General features: G+C 68.4%; 25 protein-coding genes. 16 read left to right on the forward strand and 9 right to left on the reverse strand.

The genetic code is table 11. The features are described 5' to 3' along the window. Positions 1 to 334: 334 nt before the first annotated feature. From LXN57_RS15015 to LXN57_RS15045, 7 genes are all read left to right on the forward strand, one after another. Positions 335 to 1,837 (forward strand): SulP family inorganic anion transporter, encoded by a 1,503-nt coding sequence (locus tag LXN57_RS15015; protein ID WP_251798773.1) that lies wholly within the window; start codon positions 335 to 337, stop codon positions 1,835 to 1,837. Further along, a complete protein-coding gene (locus LXN57_RS15020) occupies positions 1,837 to 2,262 on the forward strand; it encodes a MerR family transcriptional regulator (RefSeq protein ID WP_438872873.1) in 426 nt (141 codons plus the stop codon). The genes LXN57_RS15015 and LXN57_RS15020 overlap by 1 nt, the downstream gene beginning before the upstream one ends. A gap of 329 nt (positions 2,263 to 2,591) precedes the next feature. Beyond that, complete coding sequence (locus LXN57_RS15025; protein ID WP_251798775.1) at positions 2,592 to 2,993, forward strand: STAS domain-containing protein; 402 nt, start codon at positions 2,592 to 2,594, stop codon at positions 2,991 to 2,993. 704 nt (positions 2,994 to 3,697) lie between these two features. After that, entirely contained in the window at positions 3,698 to 4,708 is a 1,011-nt protein-coding gene (locus LXN57_RS15030) for an alcohol dehydrogenase catalytic domain-containing protein (RefSeq protein WP_251798802.1), read from the forward strand. A gap of 201 nt (positions 4,709 to 4,909) precedes the next feature. Further along, positions 4,910 to 5,245, forward strand: coding sequence for a protein kinase family protein (locus LXN57_RS15035; protein WP_251798776.1), 336 nt, complete (start codon positions 4,910 to 4,912; stop codon positions 5,243 to 5,245). Between the two features lie 145 nt (positions 5,246 to 5,390). Further along, entirely contained in the window at positions 5,391 to 5,777 is a 387-nt protein-coding gene (locus LXN57_RS15040; protein ID WP_251798777.1) for a hypothetical protein, read from the forward strand. After that, on the forward strand, positions 5,774 to 6,121 hold the full coding sequence (locus tag LXN57_RS15045) for a hypothetical protein (protein ID WP_251798778.1): 348 nt from the start codon (positions 5,774 to 5,776) through the stop codon (positions 6,119 to 6,121). Before LXN57_RS15040 ends, LXN57_RS15045 begins: the two co-directional genes overlap by 4 nt. A gap of 33 nt (positions 6,122 to 6,154) precedes the next feature. On the opposite strand, the gene LXN57_RS15050 is transcribed toward LXN57_RS15045, so the two are convergent. From LXN57_RS15050 to LXN57_RS15065, 4 genes are all read right to left on the reverse strand, one after another. Further along, positions 6,155 to 6,688 (reverse strand): hypothetical protein, encoded by a 534-nt coding sequence (locus LXN57_RS15050; protein ID WP_251798779.1) that lies wholly within the window; start codon positions 6,686 to 6,688, stop codon positions 6,155 to 6,157. A gap of 5 nt (positions 6,689 to 6,693) precedes the next feature. Next, positions 6,694 to 7,344, reverse strand: a complete 651-nt coding sequence (locus LXN57_RS15055) for a DUF6461 domain-containing protein (RefSeq protein ID WP_251798780.1) — start codon at positions 7,342 to 7,344, stop codon at positions 6,694 to 6,696. Between the two features lie 443 nt (positions 7,345 to 7,787). Further along, entirely contained in the window at positions 7,788 to 8,687 is a 900-nt protein-coding gene (locus LXN57_RS15060) for an RNA polymerase sigma-70 factor (RefSeq protein ID WP_251798781.1), read from the reverse strand. A gap of 286 nt (positions 8,688 to 8,973) precedes the next feature. Continuing rightward, entirely contained in the window at positions 8,974 to 9,924 is a 951-nt protein-coding gene (locus tag LXN57_RS15065; RefSeq protein ID WP_251798782.1) for an alpha/beta hydrolase, read from the reverse strand. A 151-nt stretch (positions 9,925 to 10,075) separates the two neighbouring features. On the opposite strand from LXN57_RS15065, the gene LXN57_RS15070 reads away from it, so the two are divergent. Further along, a complete protein-coding gene (locus LXN57_RS15070) occupies positions 10,076 to 10,264 on the forward strand; it encodes a hypothetical protein (RefSeq protein WP_251798783.1) in 189 nt (62 codons plus the stop codon). A gap of 61 nt (positions 10,265 to 10,325) precedes the next feature. On the opposite strand, the gene LXN57_RS15075 is transcribed toward LXN57_RS15070, so the two are convergent. After that, complete coding sequence (locus tag LXN57_RS15075; RefSeq protein ID WP_251798784.1) at positions 10,326 to 13,844, reverse strand: ATP-binding protein; 3,519 nt, start codon at positions 13,842 to 13,844, stop codon at positions 10,326 to 10,328. Between the two features lie 262 nt (positions 13,845 to 14,106). On the opposite strand from LXN57_RS15075, the gene LXN57_RS15080 reads away from it, so the two are divergent. The 3 genes from LXN57_RS15080 (at position 14,107) to LXN57_RS15090 (ending at position 15,685) form a co-directional block, all read left to right on the forward strand. Beyond that, positions 14,107 to 14,829: a sigma-70 family RNA polymerase sigma factor gene (locus LXN57_RS15080; protein WP_251798785.1), complete on the forward strand. Its 723-nt coding sequence runs from the start codon at positions 14,107 to 14,109 to the stop codon at positions 14,827 to 14,829. Between the two features lie 64 nt (positions 14,830 to 14,893). Continuing rightward, on the forward strand, positions 14,894 to 15,256 hold the full coding sequence (locus tag LXN57_RS15085) for an alpha/beta hydrolase family protein (RefSeq protein WP_251798786.1): 363 nt from the start codon (positions 14,894 to 14,896) through the stop codon (positions 15,254 to 15,256). Positions 15,257 to 15,379: 123 nt separating this feature from the next. Continuing rightward, positions 15,380 to 15,685 carry a BON domain-containing protein gene (locus LXN57_RS15090; RefSeq protein WP_251798787.1) on the forward strand — a complete coding sequence of 102 codons (306 nt, stop codon included), beginning with the start codon at positions 15,380 to 15,382 and terminating at the stop codon, positions 15,683 to 15,685. A 219-nt stretch (positions 15,686 to 15,904) separates the two neighbouring features. Here LXN57_RS15090 and LXN57_RS15095 read toward each other — a convergent pair whose 3' ends face one another. Together LXN57_RS15095 and LXN57_RS15100 are read right to left on the reverse strand one after the other, a co-directional pair. Further along, positions 15,905 to 17,251: an Nramp family divalent metal transporter gene (locus tag LXN57_RS15095; protein ID WP_251798788.1), complete on the reverse strand. Its 1,347-nt coding sequence runs from the start codon at positions 17,249 to 17,251 to the stop codon at positions 15,905 to 15,907. Positions 17,252 to 17,283: 32 nt separating this feature from the next. Then, a complete protein-coding gene (locus LXN57_RS15100) occupies positions 17,284 to 17,445 on the reverse strand; it encodes a zinc ribbon-containing protein (protein ID WP_251798789.1) in 162 nt (53 codons plus the stop codon). Positions 17,446 to 18,206: 761 nt separating this feature from the next. On the opposite strand from LXN57_RS15100, the gene LXN57_RS15105 reads away from it, so the two are divergent. From LXN57_RS15105 to LXN57_RS15115, 3 genes are read left to right on the forward strand one after another with little or no spacing between them, the layout of a single operon-like run. Continuing rightward, on the forward strand, positions 18,207 to 19,181 hold the full coding sequence (locus tag LXN57_RS15105; RefSeq protein WP_251798790.1) for a S1C family serine protease: 975 nt from the start codon (positions 18,207 to 18,209) through the stop codon (positions 19,179 to 19,181). Positions 19,182 to 19,226: 45 nt separating this feature from the next. Continuing rightward, entirely contained in the window at positions 19,227 to 19,652 is a 426-nt protein-coding gene (locus LXN57_RS15110; protein ID WP_251798791.1) for a hypothetical protein, read from the forward strand. A 37-nt stretch (positions 19,653 to 19,689) separates the two neighbouring features. Further along, a complete protein-coding gene (locus LXN57_RS15115) occupies positions 19,690 to 19,929 on the forward strand; it encodes a CsbD family protein (protein ID WP_251798792.1) in 240 nt (79 codons plus the stop codon). Between the two features lie 110 nt (positions 19,930 to 20,039). Here LXN57_RS15115 and LXN57_RS15120 read toward each other — a convergent pair whose 3' ends face one another. Continuing rightward, positions 20,040 to 21,053, reverse strand: coding sequence for a potassium channel family protein (locus tag LXN57_RS15120; protein ID WP_251798793.1), 1,014 nt, complete (start codon positions 21,051 to 21,053; stop codon positions 20,040 to 20,042). Positions 21,054 to 21,195: 142 nt separating this feature from the next. Next, entirely contained in the window at positions 21,196 to 21,489 is a 294-nt protein-coding gene (locus LXN57_RS15125) for a hypothetical protein (RefSeq protein ID WP_251798794.1), read from the reverse strand. On the opposite strand from LXN57_RS15125, the gene LXN57_RS15130 reads away from it, so the two are divergent. Both LXN57_RS15130 and LXN57_RS15135 read left to right on the forward strand, forming a co-directional pair. Then, entirely contained in the window at positions 21,488 to 21,943 is a 456-nt protein-coding gene (locus tag LXN57_RS15130) for an NfeD family protein (RefSeq protein ID WP_251798795.1), read from the forward strand. The genes LXN57_RS15125 and LXN57_RS15130 overlap by 2 nt on opposite strands. A gap of 35 nt (positions 21,944 to 21,978) precedes the next feature. Beyond that, positions 21,979 to 22,205: SPFH domain-containing protein (locus tag LXN57_RS15135; RefSeq protein ID WP_369077280.1), on the forward strand; the 227-nt coding region annotated here is incomplete at its 3' end.

Consider the following 22,205-nt stretch of genomic DNA (forward strand, 5'->3'; position numbering starts at 1 on the left):
GGCGGCCGGCGAGGTTCCTCAAGGCTTTTGGCGAGGAGGCGCGGGTAATGCGGCCTGCTACCAGCAAGATGTGCCGACTTGGGTGGAGGTTACGGGTGATCATCACCACCCTCCGTCAAGGCCAACTCTCCTCTCACCGAAGAGTAGGGTCGGGTTGTCGTCGAGGTGCGGCGTTCCTGCCCCTTGCCGTCGACCAGCCTCTGGGCGCTGATGCCCGCGCCGGATCGGACCGTGGTTCACGGCCGCCGGCGCCCATTGTCAAGTTCACGGCTCACCCGTGCGGGTGCGTCGGCGTGCGTCTCAGTGGCGTGCGTGTCGAGTCGAAATGAGTTGTATGTCCGCGCTGTTGTCGGCGGTCCGCCCGCCGCGCCTGTCCCGTCCCGACTGGCTGAGCTCACCGAAGGTGCTGCGCACCGAGGTTTTGGCCGGTCTGGTGGTGGCGCTGGCGTTGATTCCCGAGGCGATCTCGTTCTCGATCCTGGCCGGGGTCGACCCGAAGGTGGGCCTGTTCGCTTCGTTCACGATGGCGGTCACGATCGCGTTCACGGGCGGACGCAAGGCGATGATCTCGGCCGCCACCGGTGCGATCGCCCTGGTCGTCGCCCCCCTGGTCCAGCAGCACGGCCTCGGATACCTGGTCGCCGCAGTCATCCTCGGCGGCGTCTTCCAAGTCGTACTGGCGGTGGCCGGGGTGGCCAAGCTGATGCGTTTCATCCCGCGCAGCGTGATGATCGGCTTCGTCAACGCGCTGGCCATCCTGATCTTCACCGCTCAGGTGCCGCATCTGATCGGCGTGCCGTGGCTGGTCTACCCGCTGGTCGCGGTCGCTTTGGCGATCATGGTGTTCCTGCCCAGGCTGACCACCGCCGTCCCGGCCCCGCTGGTCGCGATCGTCCTGCTGACGGGGTTCGTGGTGATCGCCCACGTGGTCGTGCCCAACGTCGGTGACGAGGGCACCCTGCCGGGCAGCCTGCCGGTGCTCGGTCTGCCCGACGTGCCGTTCACCCTGGGCACGTTGACCACGATCGCCCCGTACGCCTTGGCGATCGCGCTGGTCGGGCTGATGGAATCGCTGATGACCGCCAAGCTGGTCGACGACATCACCGACACCCACTCGAACAAGACCCGCGAGTCCTGGGGGCAGGGCGTGGCGAACATCGTCACCGGCTTCTTCGGGGGCATGGGCGGCTGCGCGATGATCGGCCAGACCATGATCAACGTGAAGGCCTCCGGCGCCCGGACCCGCCTGTCGACCTTCCTCGCCGGTGTCTTCCTGCTCATTCTGGTCGTCGCGCTCGGCGACGTGGTCGCGTTGATCCCGATGGCCGCTCTGGTCGCCGTGATGATCATCGTGTCGGTCGGCACGTTCGACTGGCACAGCATCGCCCCGGCCACCCTCAAGCGCATGCCGGCCGGCGAGCTCATCGTCATGGTCGTCACTGTCGCCGGGACTCTGGCCACGCACAATCTGGCCATCGGTGTCGTGCTGGGGGTGCTGGCCGCGATGGTGATCTTCGCCCGCCGGGTCGCGCACTTCGCCACCGTGACCAGCGTCCTGGACCCCGAGGGCGGCACCCGCATCTATCACGTGCACGGCGAGCTGTTCTTCGCCTCCAGCAACGACCTGGTCTACCAGTTCGACTACGCCGGCGACCCGCAACAGGTGGTCATCGACCTGTCCGCCGCGCACATCTGGGACGCCTCCTCGGTCGCGGCCCTGGACGCGATCACCACCAAGTACGAGACCCGCGGCAAGCAGGTGGAGATCGTCGGGCTCAACGAGGCCAGCGCCAGGTTCCACGACAATCTGGCCGGCAAGCTGAGCGCGGGCCACTGATGGACGCACCGGAGATGACCAGCGGGCACACTGGTGCGATGACCGGGCACATGCAGATCGGCGAGGCCGCTGAACGCGTCGGACTGAGCATCCGCACCATCCGCCACTACGAGGAGGCCGGCCTGGTCATCCCGGCGGCACGCAGCGAGGGCGGGTTCCGGCTCTACGCCGAAGCTGACCTCGACCGGCTGCGGGTCATCAAGCGGATGAAACCGCTCGGCTTCACCCTCGACGAGATGCGCGACCTGCTGGAGATCCTCGACGAACTCGCCGCCGGCCAGAACAGTGATCGGGCCGTGCTGCTCGACCGGCTCGCCATGTTCCACACCGCCGCGCAGACCCGGGTTGAAGCCCTGCGGGAGCAGCTGGCGACCGCCGAGGGATTCGCCCGGCAGATCCAGAACCACATCGACGAACACAACTGATCCGGTAAATCGCAGCCCGCCGCCGGCGGCGGTAACCTTGCCCGCCGGCGCCGCAAACGCTGCTCGCGCATCACGCCTTCGTACAGCACGGGACACCGGGACGGCGTCTTGCCAGCCGACCAGGAAAATCGTTCAACCGCAGCGGCGCGACGGTGTTTCCGCCGCCTGGGTCCCGAAAGGTGTCCGGGTTCGACGTCGCTGGTGGCCGGCTGCCGCCCGGTCGGGACGGAGGATCTGTCATGGACGTGTCATCCGGTCGCGGGCCGAATGCCATGCCCGCGGCGGACTGTTGGCAGGGCGGTGAACCGTCACTACGTCAGGAGGGCACAGTGGATCAGGTGCGCACCATGATTCTTGCGGACACCGGTACCGGCCGGATCGTCGCGCCGGTCGTCGAGCAGGCCGGGACCGCCATGGTGGAACTGCACGGCGATGTCGATCGCGAGATGGTCGAGCAGCTGGAGGACTGTGTCTTGTCCGGCGTCACGCGAGGTGTCGATGTCCTCGTCGACCTGGCCGATGTGAGCATGATGGGCGCGGCGTCCCTCGGCGCGCTGATCGAAGCCGACGAGCTGGCCGGCCGCCGAGGACGCAGACTGTGCCTGTTGGCGCCTCCGGCGAGGGTGTGGCGTACTTTGGCCGCCGCCGGTCTCGAGCACGCCTTTCCGGTGTTCCGCGACCGAGAGCAAGCCGTCCTTGACTTGTCTCACGTGTGTGCCGCGCCGGCCTGACGTGACCGGCCGCGAAGGCGGACGATCCACGCCGGCAACGCCGGTCACCGCCATGCCGATCGGGTCGGCCTGGTTGTACCCCCGGTACGACCGATGACCGGGTCGAGGCGATGAGGGCTGCGTCATGGATCAGCTGCTCCACCGGGCGGCCCAGCCCCGAACCCGCCCGGCTGTTGACGCACTGAGCGGACGCGGCCTGTGGCTGGCCCAGCACGCGGGCAAGCTCGCCTGCACCATCGTCACACCGACCTGCACGATCTCACCGCCGGCCACGGCCGATGACATCCGGGCCGGCCAGCTGAATCAGCTGAAACAGCCTTCGGGCGGCCACAGCGGCGCCGTCACCTGCCCGAGCGGCACCACACCGGGGGCCACACGGCCGGTCCGGCGAGGCACGGGGTGCTGTTCTGCTCGACGTCCACCGCGATCGTCCGGTCGTACAGCCGGAGTCGGTGTCGAAGACCCGGACGCGGTGCGCCTCGGCCGACACCCGCGGGTAGTCCGCCCGGTGTCTCGGTGTCGTCGCCGCGTTGGGCGGGAGCCGTTACGCCCGGGAGTTGCGGTCGATGCGATTCAGAGTGCGGAAGAGGCGTTTGGTCTCGGAAGGGCCAGCTGGGCGCATCAACTTGCGATGCACTCGCTGTTCAGTGCCGCTCAATAGGTTCCTTCGCAGGAACATCGTGAAGGAGAGTGAAATGGTACTGATGAAGGCTGGCGTCGTTCCTGCCGTGCACGCCCGGTGGCAGCTCGAGGACATCGAAAAGCCCGAGCCCGGGCCACACCAGGTCCTCGTCAAGGTCCACGCGTGCGGCATCTGTTACACGGATTCGCTGCTCGCTGAGGGTGTCCTCAGCTTCCGGCCGTACCCGCTGGTGACGGGTCACGAGGGTGTCGGCGAGATAGTCGCGGTGGGAGACGGCGTGGTGACCCGCAAGGTGGGTGACCGGGTCGGTATGCCCATCACGCAGAAACCGTGTGGACGGTGCGACTTCTGCCGGCAGAACCATCCCTACAGCTTCGTCACGGCGAACAATTGCGTGGCGCCGGTGCTGACCGGCGTGAATGTCAACGGTGGGCAGGCTGAGTTCATCGCGGTGGATGAGCTGGGCACGGTGCTGCTGCCCGACGGCATATCGTACGAGAACGCCGCGCCGACGGTGTGCGCCGGCTACACGGTCTGGGCCGCGCTGCGCCGCGCCGACGGGCCGCCCGGAGGAACGGTCGCGGTGGTGGGTATCGGCGGCGTCGGGCACCTGGGTATCCAGTTCGCGAAGGCGGCCGGCTACCGCGTCGTGGCGATCACGCACTCGCCCGAGAAGCATGACCTGGCTCGGCGGCTCGGCGCCGACGAGGTCGTGCCGGACGGCGCGGGGCTGAAGGCGGTGGGCGGCGCGGACGTGATGCTGCACACGGCTCCCTCGCACGGGCCCGCGATCGACGCGCTCAAGGGGATGCGCCCGTGGGGAAAGCTCGTCCTGATGGGCATCTCGGCCGACGATGCCTTCCCGGTGCCGGCCCTCACTATGACGGCCCACAGCCTGCAGATCGTCGGCTCGGCGCACAACTCGCCGGAGTACCTCAACGAGGCATTGGAGATCGTCGCCCGCGGTGAGGTGAAGCCGATGATCGAGATCTTCCCGAAGGAGAAGATCGGTGATGCGTACCAGAAGCTTCGCGACCGTCAGCTTCGTTTCCGAGCCGTCATTCAGTATTGACGGCGAGAAGGCCCCGGTTTCCCGGTGCCTTCTCGCATCCCCAGCAAGCGTTCCAAGGCGAGGGCGATTCCGGCCGGCGTGGCCTTTCCCGGCCGAACCGGCCTCTTCCGCGTGGGTCCACAATGCACGAGCGCCATTTCGACAGTCCGGATGCGACCGGAAGGGGTCTGCGCGACCCGGCGATTCGATAGATTCCCCGCTATGAGCGGCGAGAGCAGCGACACGACGGGCCGGATTGTCGGCGGGCGCTACCGGCTGGGCCGGTTGCTCGGTCGCGGCGGCATGGGTGCGGTCTGGCAGGCCGACGATGCCCTGCTCGCTCGACAGGTGGCTCTCAAGGAGGTCCGGCCGGCCTCCCTCGGCGAGGGGTCCCTGGATGCGCCCGACCCGGCAGTGCAACGGGTTCTCCGTGAAGCGCAGGCGGCGGCCCGGCTGCGGCATCGTGGAATCATCACGGTCCATGACGTGATCGAGGAGGATGGCCGTCCGTACGTCCCGCTCGCGTGCACCCTTGTGGTTTCGGCGGCGGCGCCGTAGCGATCCGAACGCCCCTGATGTCCCGCGGACGGTTGTGGCACCGGCACCGGCACCGACACTGGCCGCTCCGACCCAGCCGAACCTCGGCGACGCGACCGCGGCGGCAGAGGCCGGCGTCCCGGCCGGACGATCGCGTAGCGGCACGATGTCGAGCACATCCGCCACCACGCCTGCCGCCACACCGCTGCCGGCATATCCCGAAGCGGCCGCCGGGACGCGCCGCCGTCGGGGACTCGCCGTGGGCCTCTCCGCCGCTGTCGTCGTCCTCGCCGTCGCCGGCACCCTCTTGGCGGTCTTCTATCCCGGCCTGAGCGACGAGGGTGTCGGCAACGCAGTCGTTCCCCCGGCCGGAGCGGGAGGGGCGAGCCAATCGACACCATCGTCGTCCGCTCTCGCGGACGCTCCGGCGCCGGCCGTACCGACGGCCGCCGTCATCGATGAATGTCTGGTGGGCACGTGGAGGTCGGTGAATTTCAGCAAGAGACTGAAGATCCGGACCGAGACCTTCTCGGTCACCGGCGCCAAGACATGATCAGGCGTATCTGGCCGGACGGACGGTCCAGCGATGACTACACCAAGGCCAGCCCGCTGACCGCGACCAAGGACGGCAACCGGTACGCCGAAACCATTCGTGGCACCCGCGACCAGCGGGCGCGCACCGACGACAGCGTCCTGTCCCTCGACGCGATAGTCAGCCGTCAAACCGTCGAGATCACCGAGAACGACCAGCAGCTACCGGTAACGGTCAACCCGACACAGTCCGAGGCCTACCCCTACACCTGTTCCGCCGGCGACCTCGCCCTCAACAACGGCACCACCTTCGAGACCTACGAACGCCTCAGCACCGACCCCGACTCGAGGACATCAACCACCTGAGTGCCACGCGCCGCCGACAGCGCAGGCGGTCACTCACCGGCCCACCCACGGAGATTCATCGGCCAGGTCGACGAAGAACCCAATCCAGCCGTGACCCCACTGGCGCGTCTCGTACCCGCCCAGCTCGGCGCGGAGCGGCCCGGCCCATCCGAGACGCTGCCCGTCGACCGGCAGACCGGCGTCGCCTTTCGGCACGGGCTCGAACGGTGGCACCTCCGGCCGCCGCCCGCCCGGCATATGAGGCAGGGACTGGCTCGCGACCGCCACGAAGACGGCCGACTGACGCGACAGCGCCGGCATCACCAGATAGCGGGTCAGCGTGTTGCCGTCATCCCAACCGATCCAGAACTCCCACTCCACAACGCCCTGAAAGGATCGAGGGCCGGTGACGTCCGTCTGAACGTCCAGGTTCGCGCGAATGACCTCACGGATGAACGCCGCTGCCTTGTCGGGGAACATGCCGTCCATTGTGGCCAGCCGAGGCAATGCCGTCACAGCATGGACATCGTGGTCGTCAAGATACTTCGACGGACGTCCCGCCACCGGTGGTTGGTCGGTGGTGTGCACGGTGTTCAGGTCGTGTGGTCGCCGGGCTGGCCGGGGATGGTGATGGTGGCGAGGCGTCGTCCGAGGACTGCCGGGGCGGAGGTGGCCGGTGGTGTGGTGGGTTGGGCGGGGTGAGTGCTGTAGGAGGTCGGGAGGGGGCCGTCGAGGTCTTGCCGGGTGACGACCGCGCCGACGTATTCGCCGGCGGCGTGCAGCGCGGCGGCGAGCCTGCTGGTGTGTGGCTGGTGAGTGAGGGCACGGGTGACCAGTTCGAGCAGGATCGCGGGGTGGTCGCCGCGGGGCGTGGCGGTGGGCCCTGGTTCGAATTGTTCGACAGTACTGCGGTTGTTCAGGCGGCGGGCGATGGTCATGCCGTCGCCGCTCTTGACCACCTGCACGACGTCAGTGCCGTCGGACAGCCGCTCGCGCAGGGCCTTGCGGGAGGCTGTGGGAGCGCGGTCCTCATAGCAGTACGTCCAGGTCTTGGTGGCGCCCAGGCGCAGGACGCTGCCGGGCAGAGTGAGGGGATAGGTGTGGGTGGCGTCCTCACGGGTCATGGATTGCGGGGGCCCGCCACCGAGCAGGTCGGCCACGGTGGCGGGGTCTCTGTCCCGGACGAAGGTGAGACAGAATCCGGGGTTGTGGTCGTGTGTCGCCCAGGCCCAGTCGTTGTCCACGGTGGCCAGGGTAGCGGCTGGGCCTGGGCGGCTTGAGGGCTCAGGCGGTGGTGGTCGGTCCCGTCTTCGCAGGTTCTGCGGCGGTTGGTGCTGGCCGCGGCGTCGCTGGCGAGCCGGCGTAGCGGGGTGTCGGCGCCCCAGCCGTCAGGAAGGTAGAGCTGCGCCCACAGGTAGGTGACGGCGGCTGCGTTGCAGGTGCCGGCCGACAGTTGCAGGTCGGGTATGGCGGTGGGGTAGACACAGCCGGCGGAGGCCGTGACGGCGTTGTCGCAGCGGATGTCGACGGTGCCGTCCCAGGACGCTGTCGGCTGGGCGGGAATGGCGTTGGGCGCGGTGATGAACGCGTTGTAGCGCATCGACTTCTTGAGGAGAGCGTTCGCATCCCTGTCCTCCCGTCATCCGCGGTCGCGAGTGATGACCGAGCAGCACGGCATTCTGTGGGATCAGACCGGCTCGGCCACTGCGCCGATCTTGGCGGGATTGACCATCCACAGCAACTGGTCGATGCCTTCGGTGGAGGCGGTGACCGTGAGGACGCCGAACAGCTTGCCGTCACGGCTCAGGACGGCCGAGGTCTGCCCGTTCGCGCTGACCCACCGCACCTGCATGCCTTCCCAGAACCAGGTCGAGATGGCGGTGATGTAGTTCGCCACCCGCCGCACGCCGACCACTGGCCGGCGGGAGACCCGGGTGGCCCCGTTGCCGTCGGAGAGGCTGGTCACGTCGGCGGCGAACAGGCGTTCCAGGGCGTCCATGTCGCCGGTGCGGGCGGCCTTGATGAACGAGGTCAGCAACTCCCGCTGTTCGTCCGGGCTGACCGGTGTGCGCCGGTCGCCGGTCACTTGTCTGCGGGCCCGGCTGACCATTTGGCGCACGGCGGGTTCGGTTGCGTGCAGGATGTCGGCGATCTGCGCGTACGGGTAGTCGAAGGCCTCGCGGAGCACGTACGCCGCGCGTTCGTTCCCGGTGAGCTTCTCCAGCAACAGCAGCGCGGCGAACTCGAGCGCTTCGCCGCGCTCGGCGCCCAGGTATGGGTCGGCGCTGGTGTCGACCGGTTCGGGCAGCCACGGTCCGATGTAGGTCTCGCGGCGCACCCGCGCTGACTGCAGGGCATTGATCGCCAGCCGGGTCGTCGTGGTGGCCAAGAACGCGGCCGGGTTGACCACGGTGCCGCGGTCGTAGGCCTGCCACCGCAGCCAGACATCCTGCACCAGGTCCTCGGCCTCGGCAACGCTGCTCAGCATCCGGTAGGCGATCCCGAACAGGCGCGGGCGGACGCTGATGAAGACCGCGGTGGCCTCCTCGAGATCGGCCGCGGAATCGGTCATCTCGTGTCCGCTCACCTGCCCATCCTCGGCCTTCGCGCCGCAAATGCCAATGTTGCCGGCTAGACGATCCGCTGCGCTGACGGGACAGCGAGGTCCGCGGCGACGTTGCCGCGGACCTCACAACAATGCCGTTACGTGGTGAGCGCGGAGACGGCCGCGAGGATCGACGCCGTCACGGCCTACGGTTGCGAGAGGCTGAGAGCGTGGGACGCGCCGGGTACCTCACGGGGGTGATGCGGCGAACGCGCCGCGGCGGAGGACGACGGTCGGTTTCCGCACGGCCATGGTGAGACCTTTCTGATCAGTAACGGCCGAGGGCCTTGCGCAGGACGTGGATGGCTTGCTCGATGGCTGCGGTCGAGGCGGCCGTATCGCGTACGGGGTTGAGCATCATGAAGTCGTGCAGGGTGCCGTTGTAGCGGGCGCTGGTGGTGCGGACCCCGGCTTGGGTGAGCTTGCGCGCGTAGGCCTCGCCTTCGTCGCGCAGGACGTCGTTCTCGTCGACGATGAGGAAGGTCTCGGGCAGCCCGGCCAGGTCGTCGAGTGTTGCCCGTAGCGGTGAGGCGGTGATCTCGTCACGCTTGTCCTTCTCCGGCAGGTAGGCGTCCCAGAACCAGGCCATGGCCTTGGCGGTGAGGTGTGGTCCATCGGCGAACTCGCGGTAGCTGCCGGTGTCCTGCCCGGCATCGGTGACCGGGTAGTACAGCGACTGGTGGACGAAGGTGACGTCGCCGCGCTGCTTGGCCAGGATGGCCAGGGCCGCGGTCATGTTGCCACCGACGGAGTCGCCGACGATCGCGATGCGGGTGCTGTCGAGTCCGGCGGACCGGCCGTGTTCGGTGATCCACCGGGCGGTGGCGTAGGCCTGCTCGATGGCGACCGGGTAGCGGGCTTCGGGGGAGCGGTCGTACTCGACGAAGACGACTGCGGCATTGACACCGACCGCGAGTTCCCGGACGAGCCGGTCGTGGGTGCCGGCGTCGCCGAGGATCCAGCCGCCGCCGTGCACGTACAGGACGACCGGAAGCACCTGGGTGGTGTCGAGTGGCCGGACGATGCGGACGCCGACCTCGCCGACGTCGGCCGGCACGACGATCCACTTCTCGTCCACGTCCAGCTTGCCGGTCGGAGCGGCCTGGATGTTGTCGAGAACCTGGCGGGCGCCGGCGGGTCCGAGCTCGTACAGGAACGGGGGTTTGCCCGCGGCGTCGGCGAAGGCCTGTGCCGAGGGTTCGAGGATGGGCTTGCTCATGGTGTCGCCTCTCTGTCGGTTCAACCGGCAGACCACGCGCCGTTGAGGTCTGTGACACGACGGCGGTCACAGTTCGCCGCGTTCGCCGGTCTATTGCGCGTATCGGGATGGCACACGGCCACCCCGCGACACGAGACGAGACGAGAGACCCATGACCATCCTCACGAAGACCCACGTGCTAGCCGTTGCCCGCCGGGCCTACGGAGCTGACTACGCCGAGACCCTGACGGAGCGGCTGCCCGACCGGCTCGACCTCGACAACGACGCGGACAACGAACTGCTGTTCAAGCTCGGGTTGACCCCGGACCGCCTGGCCAGCGCCCTGGGCGCAGAGCTGTGAGGTGTCACGGATCGCGCCACCGCCCGGTCGAGGGCCGCAACAAGTACGAAGTGGGAGGAGGTCATGGCCGACCGCCGGCGAGCGCGCCTGCCAGCTGGACCGGATCGGTAACGCCCAGTTGGGCACAGATGTGGCTCAGGTGGGTGGCGACGGTGCGATGAGAGATGAACAGGCGGTCGGCGATTTCCTCGTTGTTCAGTCCTTGCGCGGCCATCATGGTGATCTGCATCTGCTGTGCAGAGAGCTGTTCGCCCATGGTCGGGTTCCGGCTGCTGCTTGCTTCGCCGGTAGCCCGCAGCTCGGTGCGAGCCGTTTCGGCCCAGGGACGGGCGCCGAGCCGATCGAACTCGTCGCGGGCGGCGCGCAGCAGCTCGCGAGCGTCGACGTACCGCTGTAGTCCGCGTAGCCGGCGGCCCTGGTGCAGGTGCAGGCGCGCGCGTATCAACCGGCATCCGGGCGCGAGAGAGACCAGCGCGGACTCGTAGAGCCGTTCGGCATCGTCGTCGGTGGCGAGGACGGCGCTGGTGTAGGCGTCCGCTGTCGTCATCATCTCCGACGGCAGCTGCCGGGCCAGTTCGGGTAGCCCCATCAGCAGCTTGCGTGCCTGTCCGACGGTGTGCGCCGCGACGGCCGCATCGGCCAGATCCGGTGCGACCAGCCAGCGGCTGACCGAATGATGGTGCGGGTCGGCCGGGTCGAAGACTCGGGAGAGGATGTCGTACGCCTCAGCGGGCCGACCGTCGAGAAGGGCGAGCAGACCGTCGGTCTGCTGTGCCATCACGGTGGCGAAAGGCATACCTGGGAAGAGGCCGCTACCCCGCAGTTCGCCGATTCTCCGGCTGGCTGCCTCCGCGTCCCCGCGCAGTGCCGCCACGAGTCCCGCGGTGGCGGTCAGTCCCAGCAAGGTGAAGGCGACGCCGCTTTCCTTGGCCAAGAGGTACCCCTCTTCGGCCTCCGCGTGAGCCTCGTCGAGCTGACCGAGGTAGACGCGGGGCCACGAGCCGGCCAGAGCGCGGGCCAGTAGCCCGAGACGGCCCTGTGACCGCCAGACCGCGGCCGCCGGCGCCAGGAAGCGGGCGCTGTCGGTGAAGTCGCCGAGAACCATCGCGGCGGTGCCCAGAAAATGCAGGACCCTGCCGTCTTTCCGGTCTGGAGTGACCCGGCCCAGCCGCGCCAGCACGTCGGCCCCATGACGGTACGGCTCGGTGTACGCCCGCACCGCCAGCGCGAGCGGGCTGTCCGGATGCGCACCCCACCGGTCCAGCTCACGAGCCGTCCGGGCTCGGGTCCGCTCGTCGCCGTCCTGGAAGAAGCATCGCGCGGCGGCGCGCCACAGCAAGTTCTCGGCGACATCCCGAGCGCCGTCGTCGGCGGCTGCGGACGCTGAGTGAACCATGTCATGAATCCGTCGGCGCGGTTCGTCCGGTTCGAAGGCGGCGTTGTCGGAGACGAGCAGCAGACGTGCTCGTTCGGTCGGACCCAGCACGTTCAGATCCGCGCGATTCAGCAACGCCCGAGCATGGCCTCGGTCGTTGATGTCACTGGACAGCTCCGCCGCCCGGACCAGGATGCGGGTCCGTCGGCGTCCGTCGGTCACCAATCCCGCGGCTTGGCTCAGCGCCGGGACCGCAGCGGCCACCTTTCCCCGCGCCTGGGCATCATCGGCGAAGTGTTCGAGCCGGGTGGCCAGGCTCTCGTCCGGGCCGAACGTGGCCGCGACCAGGTGAGCGAGCCGACGCTCCGGCTCGTCGTGCAGCGCCACCGCCAGAGCGCGATGCGCGGCGACCCGCTCGGCAACCGTCGCGCTTTCGTGGATGGCCGAACGCATCAGCGGGTGACGGAACTCCGGCCGGTGCTTGACGACCGTGACAAGTCCGGCGTCGACGGCCTCATGAAGCACGTCCACGGTCACCACCGAGCCGGCCAGGCGGCTGGACACGTCCAACAGCCGATCCAGGGGCGCGGTCGGTTCCGCGGCCAGGACGAGAAGGAAAGTGCGGCAGACGGGACTGGCCACCCCGGTGCGAGCAGCGAACGCCGCCTCGAGTCGCCGGGTGAGCGGCAGCTCGTGCCCGTCCTCGTCCGCGTCCCGGACGGCCTTGGGCAACTCGACCAGGGCCAAGGGATTACCCGCCGAGCGTTCCAGGATCAGCGCCCGGGTCGACGATGCCAGGCCGGGGGCGCCGGTATCGAGCAGATCGGCGGCGGCCCTGCGGTCGAGAGGCTCCAGGTGCAGTTCCGGCAGGCCTGCGGCGGCATGCTGCTCGAGGCTGCCGGGCCGTGCGGCGCCGACGACCAGGATGGCGTGATCGCGGGTACGCCGGGCGACGAAACTCAGTACTTCCCGGCTGGGTGTGTCGAACCATTGCACGTCGTCGCAAAGCAGCAGGATCGGATGCCGATCGGCCGCATCCGCGAGCAGCTCGAGCACCGCGAAGGCGACCCGGTGCGCGCCCGGCTGATCGTCCCCCGCGCCGAAGGCACTGCGCAGGGCCAGCCGGTGAGCGTCGGGCAGTCCCTCGACGTGGCGGGAAACCGATTGCAGCAGCAGGTGCAGCGCGGCGAAAGGAAACCACCGCTCGGTCTCCACCCCTGCAGTCGACAGGACGGTGAAACCACGCTTGGCGGCTTCGGCGGCGGCGGCCCGGAGCAACGCCGACTTACCGACGCCGGGAGTGCCGCGGACCAGCAGTGCGGATCCGGTGCCGGCCGCGGCATCGGTGAGCAGCCGGATCATGGTGCGTAGCTCGGTATCTCGGCCGATCATCACAGGCACGGAGACCGTAGCCCGGGGGGCCTGGTGCGCCTCAACGGGCCTTGCCACGCTTGTCGAGCCGGCGCGCTGATGTAGCAGGCGGTCGTACGCGTCGAGCAATTCCGCACCGGGGTCGACGCCGAGTTCCTCGTCGAGGCGCCGGCGAACGTTCTGGAACAGGTCGAAGGCCTCGGCCTGCCGGCCATCGGCCGCGAGGGCCAGCACGAGCCGGGCCTGCAAGGCCTCGTCCAGCGGATCCTGGCCGGACGCCTGCCGCAGCGCCGGGAGGACCATCCGTACCCGACCGGTTCGTAGGGCGATGTCGGCGGCGTCCCGCACGGTGTGGGAGCGCTCGGCCTCGATGGCGAGAAACACCGGGTGGGTACGTGGGTTCGGCTCCAGTCCGGCAGCGCATCTGCCCTGCCACAACGACAAGGCGTCGGTGTAGAGGTTCACCGCCCGGCCCGGGTCGTCCGTGCTTCCCGCCTGTGCCACGAGCGCGCGGAAACGCAGGAGGTCGAAGGTCTCCGTGGTGACGTGTAGCTGATAGCCGGCCGCCTGCCGGATGAGGTACCGGCCGGTGGCCCGGACCGGCAGGTCCGGTTGGAACAGCCGGCGGAGCGTGCCGATGTGGCGGTGGACGACGTTGACCGCGCTCGTCGGGGGTTCCTCGTCCCAGATGGCGTCGATCAGCTCGGTCACGCTGACCACCGACCCGGCCCGGGCCAGCAGGAAAGCGAGCATGAGCCGCTGCTGGCGGCCGCCGATGTCGAGGTCCGCGGCTCCGCTCCGGGCCCGCACGGGTCCGAGGATCTGGAACTGCACGGCTGTCACCTGCCCAGCGCCTCCGTCATTCGGCAACTGCTGATCATCGCCCATCACTCGCACGACTCCGTCCTCGCGGCTTCACGAGCCAAGACATGCCGCCATACATGGCTGTGACAGTGCTTCCATGTGACCCGCGACACATCTGTCTCGCCGGGGCGCGTCACTGAAAGCGCACTTCCATCACCACTGCTTCGGAACTCAGGGTGAACTGCGCCCTCCTAGCGTCGTGAACATCGAATTTGTCGACCAGGAGGCATCGATGTCTGAGGACGTTCTCGAACTCGCCGGTCCCGCGTTCCGGGCAACAGCGGCACAGCAGGCCGGGGAGTACCGCGCGAGTTGTCGAGTCAAAGGCAGCCGGCTGGCGAGCCCGCGAAGCAACACCCCGCCGAGCCCCGAGCATCTCTCGGACTTTCTCCGCGTCCGTAGCCGGCTGCTGCGCATAGCCCAGCGGGTCATCGGACGCGAAGCCGGCGCCGAAGACATCGTGCAGGACGCGTGGCTCCGGTGGAATCGCACCGACCGCAGCGTCGTCCGCAACGTGCCGGCGTTCTTGTGCCGCACCACGACCATGTTGGCCATCAACGCGACCCAAACTGCCCACGTGCGCCACCAGAGCCTGTCGGCGCCATGGGCAATGGACCGGCCCGATCCAGCCGACGGTCCCGCGACCGTCGTGGAACGCGCGGAGGAGGTACGGGCCGCGATGCTGCTGCTGGTCCAGCGGCTCACTCCCCGGGAACGCTGCGCCTACGTCCTGCGGGAGGCGTTCGACTACCCCCATCGCCAGATCGCCGACGTCCTCGGGATGACCGAGGTCAACGCCCGTCAACTGATCAGGCGCGCCCGGATCCGGCTGCGCGCCGGCCGCGACCGGCCGGCGTCATCCGCGGAACAGCTCCGGCTGCTGGGTGCGTTCCTGGAGGTCGCTGGTACTGGAGACCCGGCTGCCTTGGCCGATCTGGCACGCGATTCGCCATGAGCACCGAAGCAGCACCGAGAACCATCCGGCCTATCAGCCCGGCTTCACCGAGGTCGACACGTCCGTGACCGCCGTCATCGGCATGTACGGCTATGACGGCCGTACCGACTCCCAGCTGCCGTCCAGCAGTCCGCACGCCCACCTGCACGACGGCGCCCCGCCACTCCTGCTCCTGCACGGCGAGCGCGATTCGGTGGTCCCTGTCCAGTGGACTCGCGGCTTCGCCCGCGCCTGGGCGGACGTGTCCGAGCAACCGGTTGTCTACACCGAGCTGCGAGGCGCACAACACTCGTTCGATTACTTCGACTCGCTGCGCGGTCGCGTGGCAGTCGACCAGATCGAAGCGTTCGCTGCCTGGGTACGCAGTCGGCCCGCCCTCAGCCGGCGGCGGAACAGCCCGTGTGGCAAGCGACCATCCTCGTCGTGACTGTCACGCAACCGTCACAGAGCTGAGCTGTCATCGCCATACCCGATCGCCAGTGTGAAACAGCGCAGGCGACCACAGGAACGCTTCGGTCGGTGCGCACTCTCTCGCGAGGAGGGATTCGACGTGTATCCGTACGGGCAGCTGGGGGATGGTGACCGGAAACGGCGTGCCGAGCCCGCCGACGATCGCGCTACCCCTCGCCGGGAGACCGTGGACGAGACGGTCGCGCACCGGGTCGCCGAACGGATACTCGACGATCCGGCGATCCTCAGCGGCCACCTCGTCATCGACGTGCAGAACGGCGTGGTCATTCTCGAGGGACGCATGGATTGTGTGGAGGCCTGCGCGGCGGCGAGCCGGCAGGCCTGGGCCACCGCCGGGGTGCGTGATGTCTCCAACCGGCTGACAACCTCAGCAGCCGAACGCTGATCAGACGCCACGCGCGACGCAACGCCATGTCCCATTGACAGCCGGGGCACGGCTGCGCTGAGACCCTCCAGCAGGTAGTCCTATCAGGACAGGGACCATTGGCGATCAGCCTGAACGGCGCGCCCGAGGAGAATCTGCATCAGGTCGTCGTGGGTGCCGGCGACCCGACCGGCTCCCGGCTGATTCGGGGCCGGTCGGGGTCGGGCGCCGGCGGACCGGTCAGCCCGCCACCTGCTGCCACAGGTAGAACAGGGCGAACCCGGTGAAGAAGACGATGGCCGCCGTGACGATAGTCGTGGCGATACGTCCGGCTCGTAGCGCGGCGGGAAGGCTGCGTCGGTTGAGCCACAGGGTCAGGCCCGCGACGAGTGGAATATGCACGGCCTCGATCGATCCGGCCACCGTGAGCAACGCAACGGGATCACCGAAGATGAGAAAGACGGTGAACGGAAGCACGGCCAGCCAGGCGATCACGGCGGTGCGGCTGATGACCTCAGGCTGGGCCCACGCTCGGCTGGTCAGCCGGGACGGTAGCACCTGCCGTACGCCGTCGGTGTAGAGCCGCTTCCATCCGTCGACGTTGGTCAGCGTGGCAGTCCAGAATGCCGAGATCAGCCCGGCCACCATGAGCCAGAAGCCGACGCTGCCGAAGACCTCGCTGAACAACATCGTGAGATCCCGGGCGACGTCGGACTCGGCGGGCACGATGCCCTCCGGCCGCAGCAGTTCGACGCCGAGCACGAGGAATGCGACGGTGATGATGCCGGTGCCGACCACTGCCAGGGACGCGTCCAGCGTCATCGTGCGCAGCCAGCGGCGCAGCCGCCCGATCTGCCGGTCGTCGAACTCCGTCGGGTCCGGCGGCTCCGCGGCCCGGGCGCCGCTCATCCCGGTGCCCTTGCTGACGATCCAGTACGAGTACCACATCAGGCCCGCAGCGCCGTTGGACAGGAATCCCAGCCACGGGAGGATGTCCGCGACGACCAGGTCGGCCGGCACGGTGGGGACGAGGCCGGCGGCCGCCTCCCCGAGGTCCGGCCCGACGAGGACGGCCGCGACGACGGCGCCGAGCGCCAGTAGCAAGCCGAGCACCCGGGAGATCCACTCCACGCCGGAGTAGCGGCCGAACAGCACCAGCGCGGCGGCCGCGGCGATCACCACGGCGGTCCAGAGCTGCACCGGTCCGGGGATCGCCAGCGCCACGGCGCTTCCGGCGGCGCTGGCGATCCCCGCGATGGCGGCGACCCCGACTGCCAGCTGGGGGACCAGGATCGCCCACACCGCCCAGCGGCGGGGACCCGGCAGCTCGGACAGGCCGGTGAGAAGCCGGTTCCCGGTTACGACGCTGTAGCGGCCGATCTCCCGGGTGACGAACAGCTTCAGAAGGAGCGCCGCGACCAGTGCCCAGACGAGGGCGTACCCGTACTGAGCGCCGACTCGCGGAGTGAAGAGCAGTTCCCCGGTAGCCAGGGCGGCCAGCGCCCAGAGCACCCCGGGGCCGATGAACCTCAGACGGTCGCGCCCGGTGGGCGGCTCCGGCACGGCCACGGCTTTGTTGTCCTGCATGTGCACCATAGCTCTCCCTCCCGACCGGTAAATCAGGACTTGTTGCCCGGCTCGTTCGTGCGGGTCTCGAACTCGGTGTGCCCGTTGGGGCAGCGCGGGATGGCCCCGCCCTGCGTCACGTGGACCTTCTCCGTGCACCTCGCGCAGTGGAAGTCCCCGGTCTTCTGCGCCTTCTCGCCGGCGTGTGCGGCCATTGCGGTTCTCCTCTCCGGTGATGCGCTGTCGTACCCGGGCGGCCTACCCGATCGGCCGTGTTTCACCCAGGCCCCGGGTCGGGTTGCGCGGGCAGTCTGGATCATGACCGTGGCGCTGTGCGGCGTCCTCGCTGCCCCCGCCGTTCGGCGGGTGACGAGTCTCCCGATCGGGCGGCGCAGCCGTATGGCGCGTCTCGGAAGAACCTGCACAGGCCTGTTCGGCGCATGCCTGGTCTTGACCGGGTGCGCCGTCGACGAGGAACCGGCCGTACCGGACGTGCCCGCGACGGCCCTCGCAGCCGCGGGCAACCCGCAAGCAAGTGGTCGGAGACGTCCGCACGGTTCGCCTGGAACGGGCGAGGCGGATTCGCGGGGCCGGCCGGTGTCGGTGCGGATGCGGCGGTGTTCATGTATTTCGGCAAGGGGATTGGGTGTTGAGCATGGCCGGGGTGTTTGCAGAGGCGCGTCACCGAACTGTCATGTTTTCCTGCTGGCGAACGGGAAACCCTGGTCGTGAAGTTCGCTACCGCTGTGTCGACACCACGGCGCCTGGTCCCGGTCGGGGCTCAACCGTTCGGTCGAGCCGGGGATGACCGAAGGCGGTCGCCGATGGTGCGTTGCGCCGACACCGTCGAGTCCAACCACCACCAGCAGCGGTTCGGCCGACTCCGGTGCCTCTCACAGCGTGGTGGGCGCCCAGCAGAGAGCAGGTACGTCCCATGCTGTTGCCTTCCATCAGAGCCTTCATCGTGTCGCTGTCGTTGATCGCCACCGCGGTGCTCGCCGGCTGCAGCGCGGACACCGATGCGCCGCCGCGTGTGGCCGCGTCCGTACCGGGCGACACGCTGAGTCTCCCCGAGGTCGTCGCCAAGGTGGAACCCTCGGTGGTAACCGTGCTCGTAGGCGAAGGCCTCGGCTCCGGCGTGGTCTTCAGATCCGGTGGTCTGGTGCTGACCAATCAGCACGTCGTCGGCGCCAGCCGTCAGGTCCTGCTGGCACTGGCCGACGGGAGTCGGGTGAAGGCGCAGGTCCTCGGCACGGACGCGGTGACGGACCTCGCCGTGCTGCGTGCCGAGCGCGCCGACCTGCCCGTCGCGCCGTTCCGTTCCGAACTTCCGCAAGCGGGCGAGACAGTCCTGGCGCTGGGCAGCCCGCTCGGGTTCAGAAACAGCGTGACGGCCGGCATCATCTCGGGCATCGGCCGTGAGATTCCGGGCTCGGCGTCGCAGAGCGGTGCACTGGTGGATCTTCTGCAGACCGACGCCGCCATCTCACCTGGTAACTCGGGCGGCGCGCTCGTGGACACCGCCGGCCGGGTCGTCGGCATCAACGACGCTTATCTACCCCCCTCGACCGGCGCCGTGTCGATCGGCTTCGCCATCCCCTCTGCCACCGCCCTTGACGTCGCTGACGACCTGCTCGACGACGGCAAGGTGACACATCCCTACGTCGGCGTGATCGCGGGCAGGCTGACACCACAAATCGTGCAGACGCTCGGCGTCGGTACCGACCGGGGAGTGCTCGTCCGGGAGGCGGTGTCCGGCGGGCCGGCGGCCGAGGCGGGGCTGACCGCGGGCGACGTCATCACCGGCTTCAACGGTGAGCAAGTCCCCACGGTGGAAGCCTTTCTCGGCGCTCTGCGCGGAGTGGAACCGGGCGACACCGCCACGCTCACCTTCCTGCGCAGCCGGCAGGAGAAGGCCGTGAAGATCACCGTGGGCGGCACCGAGAAATGATCCGGCATTCGAAGGGAAAGGTCGACGGTGAAGATTCGAATGCGCGTGGCCGTACTCTTTTCCGCAACAGTTCTGCTGTCCGGCGCCTGTGGGGACGTCTCGAGTGAGACGGCTCCTCCACCGAGCCCAGCGAACTCGGAGAACTACTTCGGCGATACCGCCTTCGTCGGCAGGACGGTCACCGTCAAAGGTCAGGTCAGCCGGATTCTGACGTCGACCTCCTTCGTGCTGGCCGGGGCCCGATACGGCGACGACACTCTGCTGGTCATCAACGCCGGCCACCTTGATACGCGGCAAGGAACAATGGCGCAGGTGTCCGGCAACGTGCAGAAGTTCGACTATGCCGTCTATCGCGACGAGTACGCGCTCGACGCCCGGCCGGAGGCCTATGCCGAGTTCAACGGTGAGCGATTCCTCGTCGCCATGGAGCCGACCGCGGCCACCACCGAACCGGACCCGCGTGCGCGGTAGTCCGAAGCGATCCGCGACGGCTGCGCACACTCCTGCAGTGACCTTGCCCCTTCGGGGCCTGGTGAGATTTCTCTGCAAGACCGCGCTGTACCCCGTCCGTACGACGGCAACAGGGCTGCCGTGGGCCAGCCGTTTGCGCCGACGTGGGCGGCGACGCGTTGATGCCAACCCGGCAGTAGGCGGCCGGCGCTCAGAGGAAGCCGAGGGCAAGGCGGACCAGACCAGCTCGAAGCTGAAGCAGGCCGGCGAGAACGTCAAGGACGCCTTCACGTCCTGACCGGCTCGCGAAGCGCCAGTCGCCGTACGGGCCGGGTTTCACCGCGACCGATGCGCCGCAGGCGCCTGGAGGCCGCAACGCCGAAGGTGGATGGGGCCACCGGCGCGCCGTCAGGAGCGAGTTCGTACCTGGATCAGTCGATCGTCTGCGGCGAAAGCGCCGATCTCGTCATAACGCACCAGGTTTCCCGTCCGCACCACGGCCAGCACCAGGTCCTCACACTCCGCGGGGGAGGACCCGATTTCCTCCGGCCGGACCGGCCTGTCGATGAGGTGCAGGCCATGGCCCTGGATCAACAGGTCACCGATCACCTCCCCGCTGGCCGGGCTCCGGGCGGCGAGACCCAGCAGACGTCCGGCGGCCTCCGAGGACGTGATGACTGTCGTGGCTCCGCTCTGCCGGAGCAATGGCACGTTCTCCGACGCGCGGACCGCGACGGCTATCACGGCATCGCGGTTCAACTGACGCACGCTCAAGGTGACAAGCGCCGCTGTGTCGTCCCGGTCTGCTGCGACGATGATGCGGGATGCGCTGTCCACGCCCGCACGTTGCAAGATCATCGCCCGCGTGGCGTCGCCGACAACTGCGGCGTGGCCGTCGTCTCTTGCTTCCTGGGCCATCGGCGCCAAGCTGTCGATGATCACAAATTGCGGCTCTGCTTCGGGGCCTTCGTGTAGCGCCTTGACGGCGGCTCGACCCTTGTTGCCATACCCGACGACGACCGTGTGACCGCTCAACTTTTTCCTCCAACGGCTCAGTTTCCACTGCCGACGGGTACGAGCGGTAAGCACCTCGAAGGTGGTGCCGACCAGCAGGACGAGAAAGAAGACCCGCAGCGGCATGATGACGGCGACATTCACCCACCGGGCCGTGTCCGAGACCGGAACGATGTCGCCGTAGCCGGTGGTGGACAGGCTCACCGTCGCGTAATACAAGGCGTCGAGGATCGAGACCTGGCCGTCGTGGTTGTCGGTGTACCCATCACGATCGAGCAGCACGGTCACGGCCATGGTCGCCACAGCGGCGAGCGCGAGCCCGAGGCGGATCGCCATGGTGCGCACTGGGCCGGGCCGCCGCAAAGGCAAGAGAGTACGGCCGTTGTCACGGTCCGTCTCACTGTTCATTCGCGCACCGTATCGTCACCGTCCCCGCACCGCAGCCTCGATCAGGCCGGTGGGCAAGAGCAACCTGTCGCAGGGTTGCCAGGTGTGGTGGTCCGGTACCGGCAGCGGCATGGCTGAACAGCCCGAAATCACGCGGGTACGTTCACACCCGCGAACCGGTCTGGTTCAAGTAATCACCCGGCACATGGCGGAGAGCCTTCAACGGCATCATCGTCGTGTGACAAAGGGCGACGTGGTCATCGTCTCGCATCGGTGGCCCGGGTGCGTCCGGTGCCCCGGAATAGCGCAAAGGCACGACCGGGTAATCCTGACCGATGTCGGGCAATGCACAGAATGATGACTGTTGTATGACAACGAGGAGGTCGCCGATTTCTGGGCGGAATCCACAGCAGGCTTTCATGGTCGAATCGGCGCTGCCGTGCCACCATCGAATCATGGACGTGATTTTGTGGATCGTTCTGGGTGCGGTTCTGGCCGTCGCGGAAATCTTCACGGCCACACTTCTTCTGATCATGTTTTCGGTCGGCGCGGTGGCTGCTGCGGCTGCTGCAGCCCTCGGCGCGCCTGTGCCGTTGCAAGCGGGAGTTTTTGTCGGGGTGTCGGCTGCGACCCTCGTTGCGCTGCGGCCGGTGTTGCGCCGCCACCTACGCCGGCCGGGTCCGGTCGGCATGGGCACCGAGCCGATGCAGGGTGCCTCGGCCGTCGTGGTGGAGCACGTGAGTGCCGATCAGGGCATGGTGAAGGTCGGCGGTGAGTTCTGGCAGGCGCGTGCTCTCGTAGGCTCCGGTTCCTACCCTCCCGGCGAGCGAGTCAGTGTCGTCGATCTGAATGCGGGCACCGCCGTGGTGTGGCGCGACGATCTGCTGGGCTCAGCCGATCGCCAGCCGTAGCACACCGTTATTCGACGTACGGAGGAGTACGCCCCATGGATGCGATCGTCGGTACCCTTGTCGCTCTTCTCGTCCTGTTCGCTGTCGTCGCTCTGGTAAAGACCATCCAAATCGTGCCGCAGCAGCGCATGGACGTTCTGGAGCGTCTGGGACGCTACCGCAAGACTTTGAGTCCCGGCCTGAATCTGCTGGTGCCGTTCGTCGACTCGGTGCGCAGCAAGGTCGACATGCGCGAGCAGGTCGTCTCGTTCCCGCCCCAGCC

The sequence above is a fragment of the Paractinoplanes hotanensis genome, assembly GCF_023717965.1.
Lineage (GTDB): Bacteria > Actinomycetota > Actinomycetes > Mycobacteriales > Micromonosporaceae > Actinoplanes > Actinoplanes polyasparticus.

What these genes read in the sequence shown, in the direction of transcription:
- LXN57_RS15035 (WP_251798776.1), top strand. Translation starts at nt 4,910, where the DNA reads ATGAGCGGCGAGAGCAGCGACACGACGGGCCGGATTGTCGGCGGGCGC.
- LXN57_RS15080 (WP_251798785.1), top strand. Translation starts at nt 14,107, where the DNA reads ATGTCTGAGGACGTTCTCGAACTCGCCGGTCCCGCGTTCCGGGCAACA.
- LXN57_RS15040 (WP_251798777.1), top strand. Translation starts at nt 5,391, where the DNA reads ATGTCGAGCACATCCGCCACCACGCCTGCCGCCACACCGCTGCCGGCA.
- LXN57_RS15100 (WP_251798789.1), bottom strand. Translation starts at nt 17,445, where the DNA reads ATGGCCGCACACGCCGGCGAGAAGGCGCAGAAGACCGGGGACTTCCAC.
- LXN57_RS15070 (WP_251798783.1), top strand. Translation starts at nt 10,076, where the DNA reads ATGACCATCCTCACGAAGACCCACGTGCTAGCCGTTGCCCGCCGGGCC.
- LXN57_RS15045 (WP_251798778.1), top strand. Translation starts at nt 5,774, where the DNA reads ATGATCAGGCGTATCTGGCCGGACGGACGGTCCAGCGATGACTACACC.
- LXN57_RS15065 (WP_251798782.1), bottom strand. Translation starts at nt 9,924, where the DNA reads ATGAGCAAGCCCATCCTCGAACCCTCGGCACAGGCCTTCGCCGACGCC.
- LXN57_RS15120 (WP_251798793.1), bottom strand. Translation starts at nt 21,053, where the DNA reads ATGAACAGTGAGACGGACCGTGACAACGGCCGTACTCTCTTGCCTTTG.
- LXN57_RS15015 (WP_251798773.1), top strand. Translation starts at nt 335, where the DNA reads ATGTCCGCGCTGTTGTCGGCGGTCCGCCCGCCGCGCCTGTCCCGTCCC.
- LXN57_RS15095 (WP_251798788.1), bottom strand. Translation starts at nt 17,251, where the DNA reads ATGCAGGACAACAAAGCCGTGGCCGTGCCGGAGCCGCCCACCGGGCGC.
- LXN57_RS15030 (WP_251798802.1), top strand. Translation starts at nt 3,698, where the DNA reads ATGAAGGCTGGCGTCGTTCCTGCCGTGCACGCCCGGTGGCAGCTCGAG.
- LXN57_RS15125 (WP_251798794.1), bottom strand. Translation starts at nt 21,489, where the DNA reads ATGATTCGATGGTGGCACGGCAGCGCCGATTCGACCATGAAAGCCTGC.
- LXN57_RS15130 (WP_251798795.1), top strand. Translation starts at nt 21,488, where the DNA reads ATGGACGTGATTTTGTGGATCGTTCTGGGTGCGGTTCTGGCCGTCGCG.
- LXN57_RS15020 (WP_438872873.1), top strand. Translation starts at nt 1,837, where the DNA reads ATGGACGCACCGGAGATGACCAGCGGGCACACTGGTGCGATGACCGGG.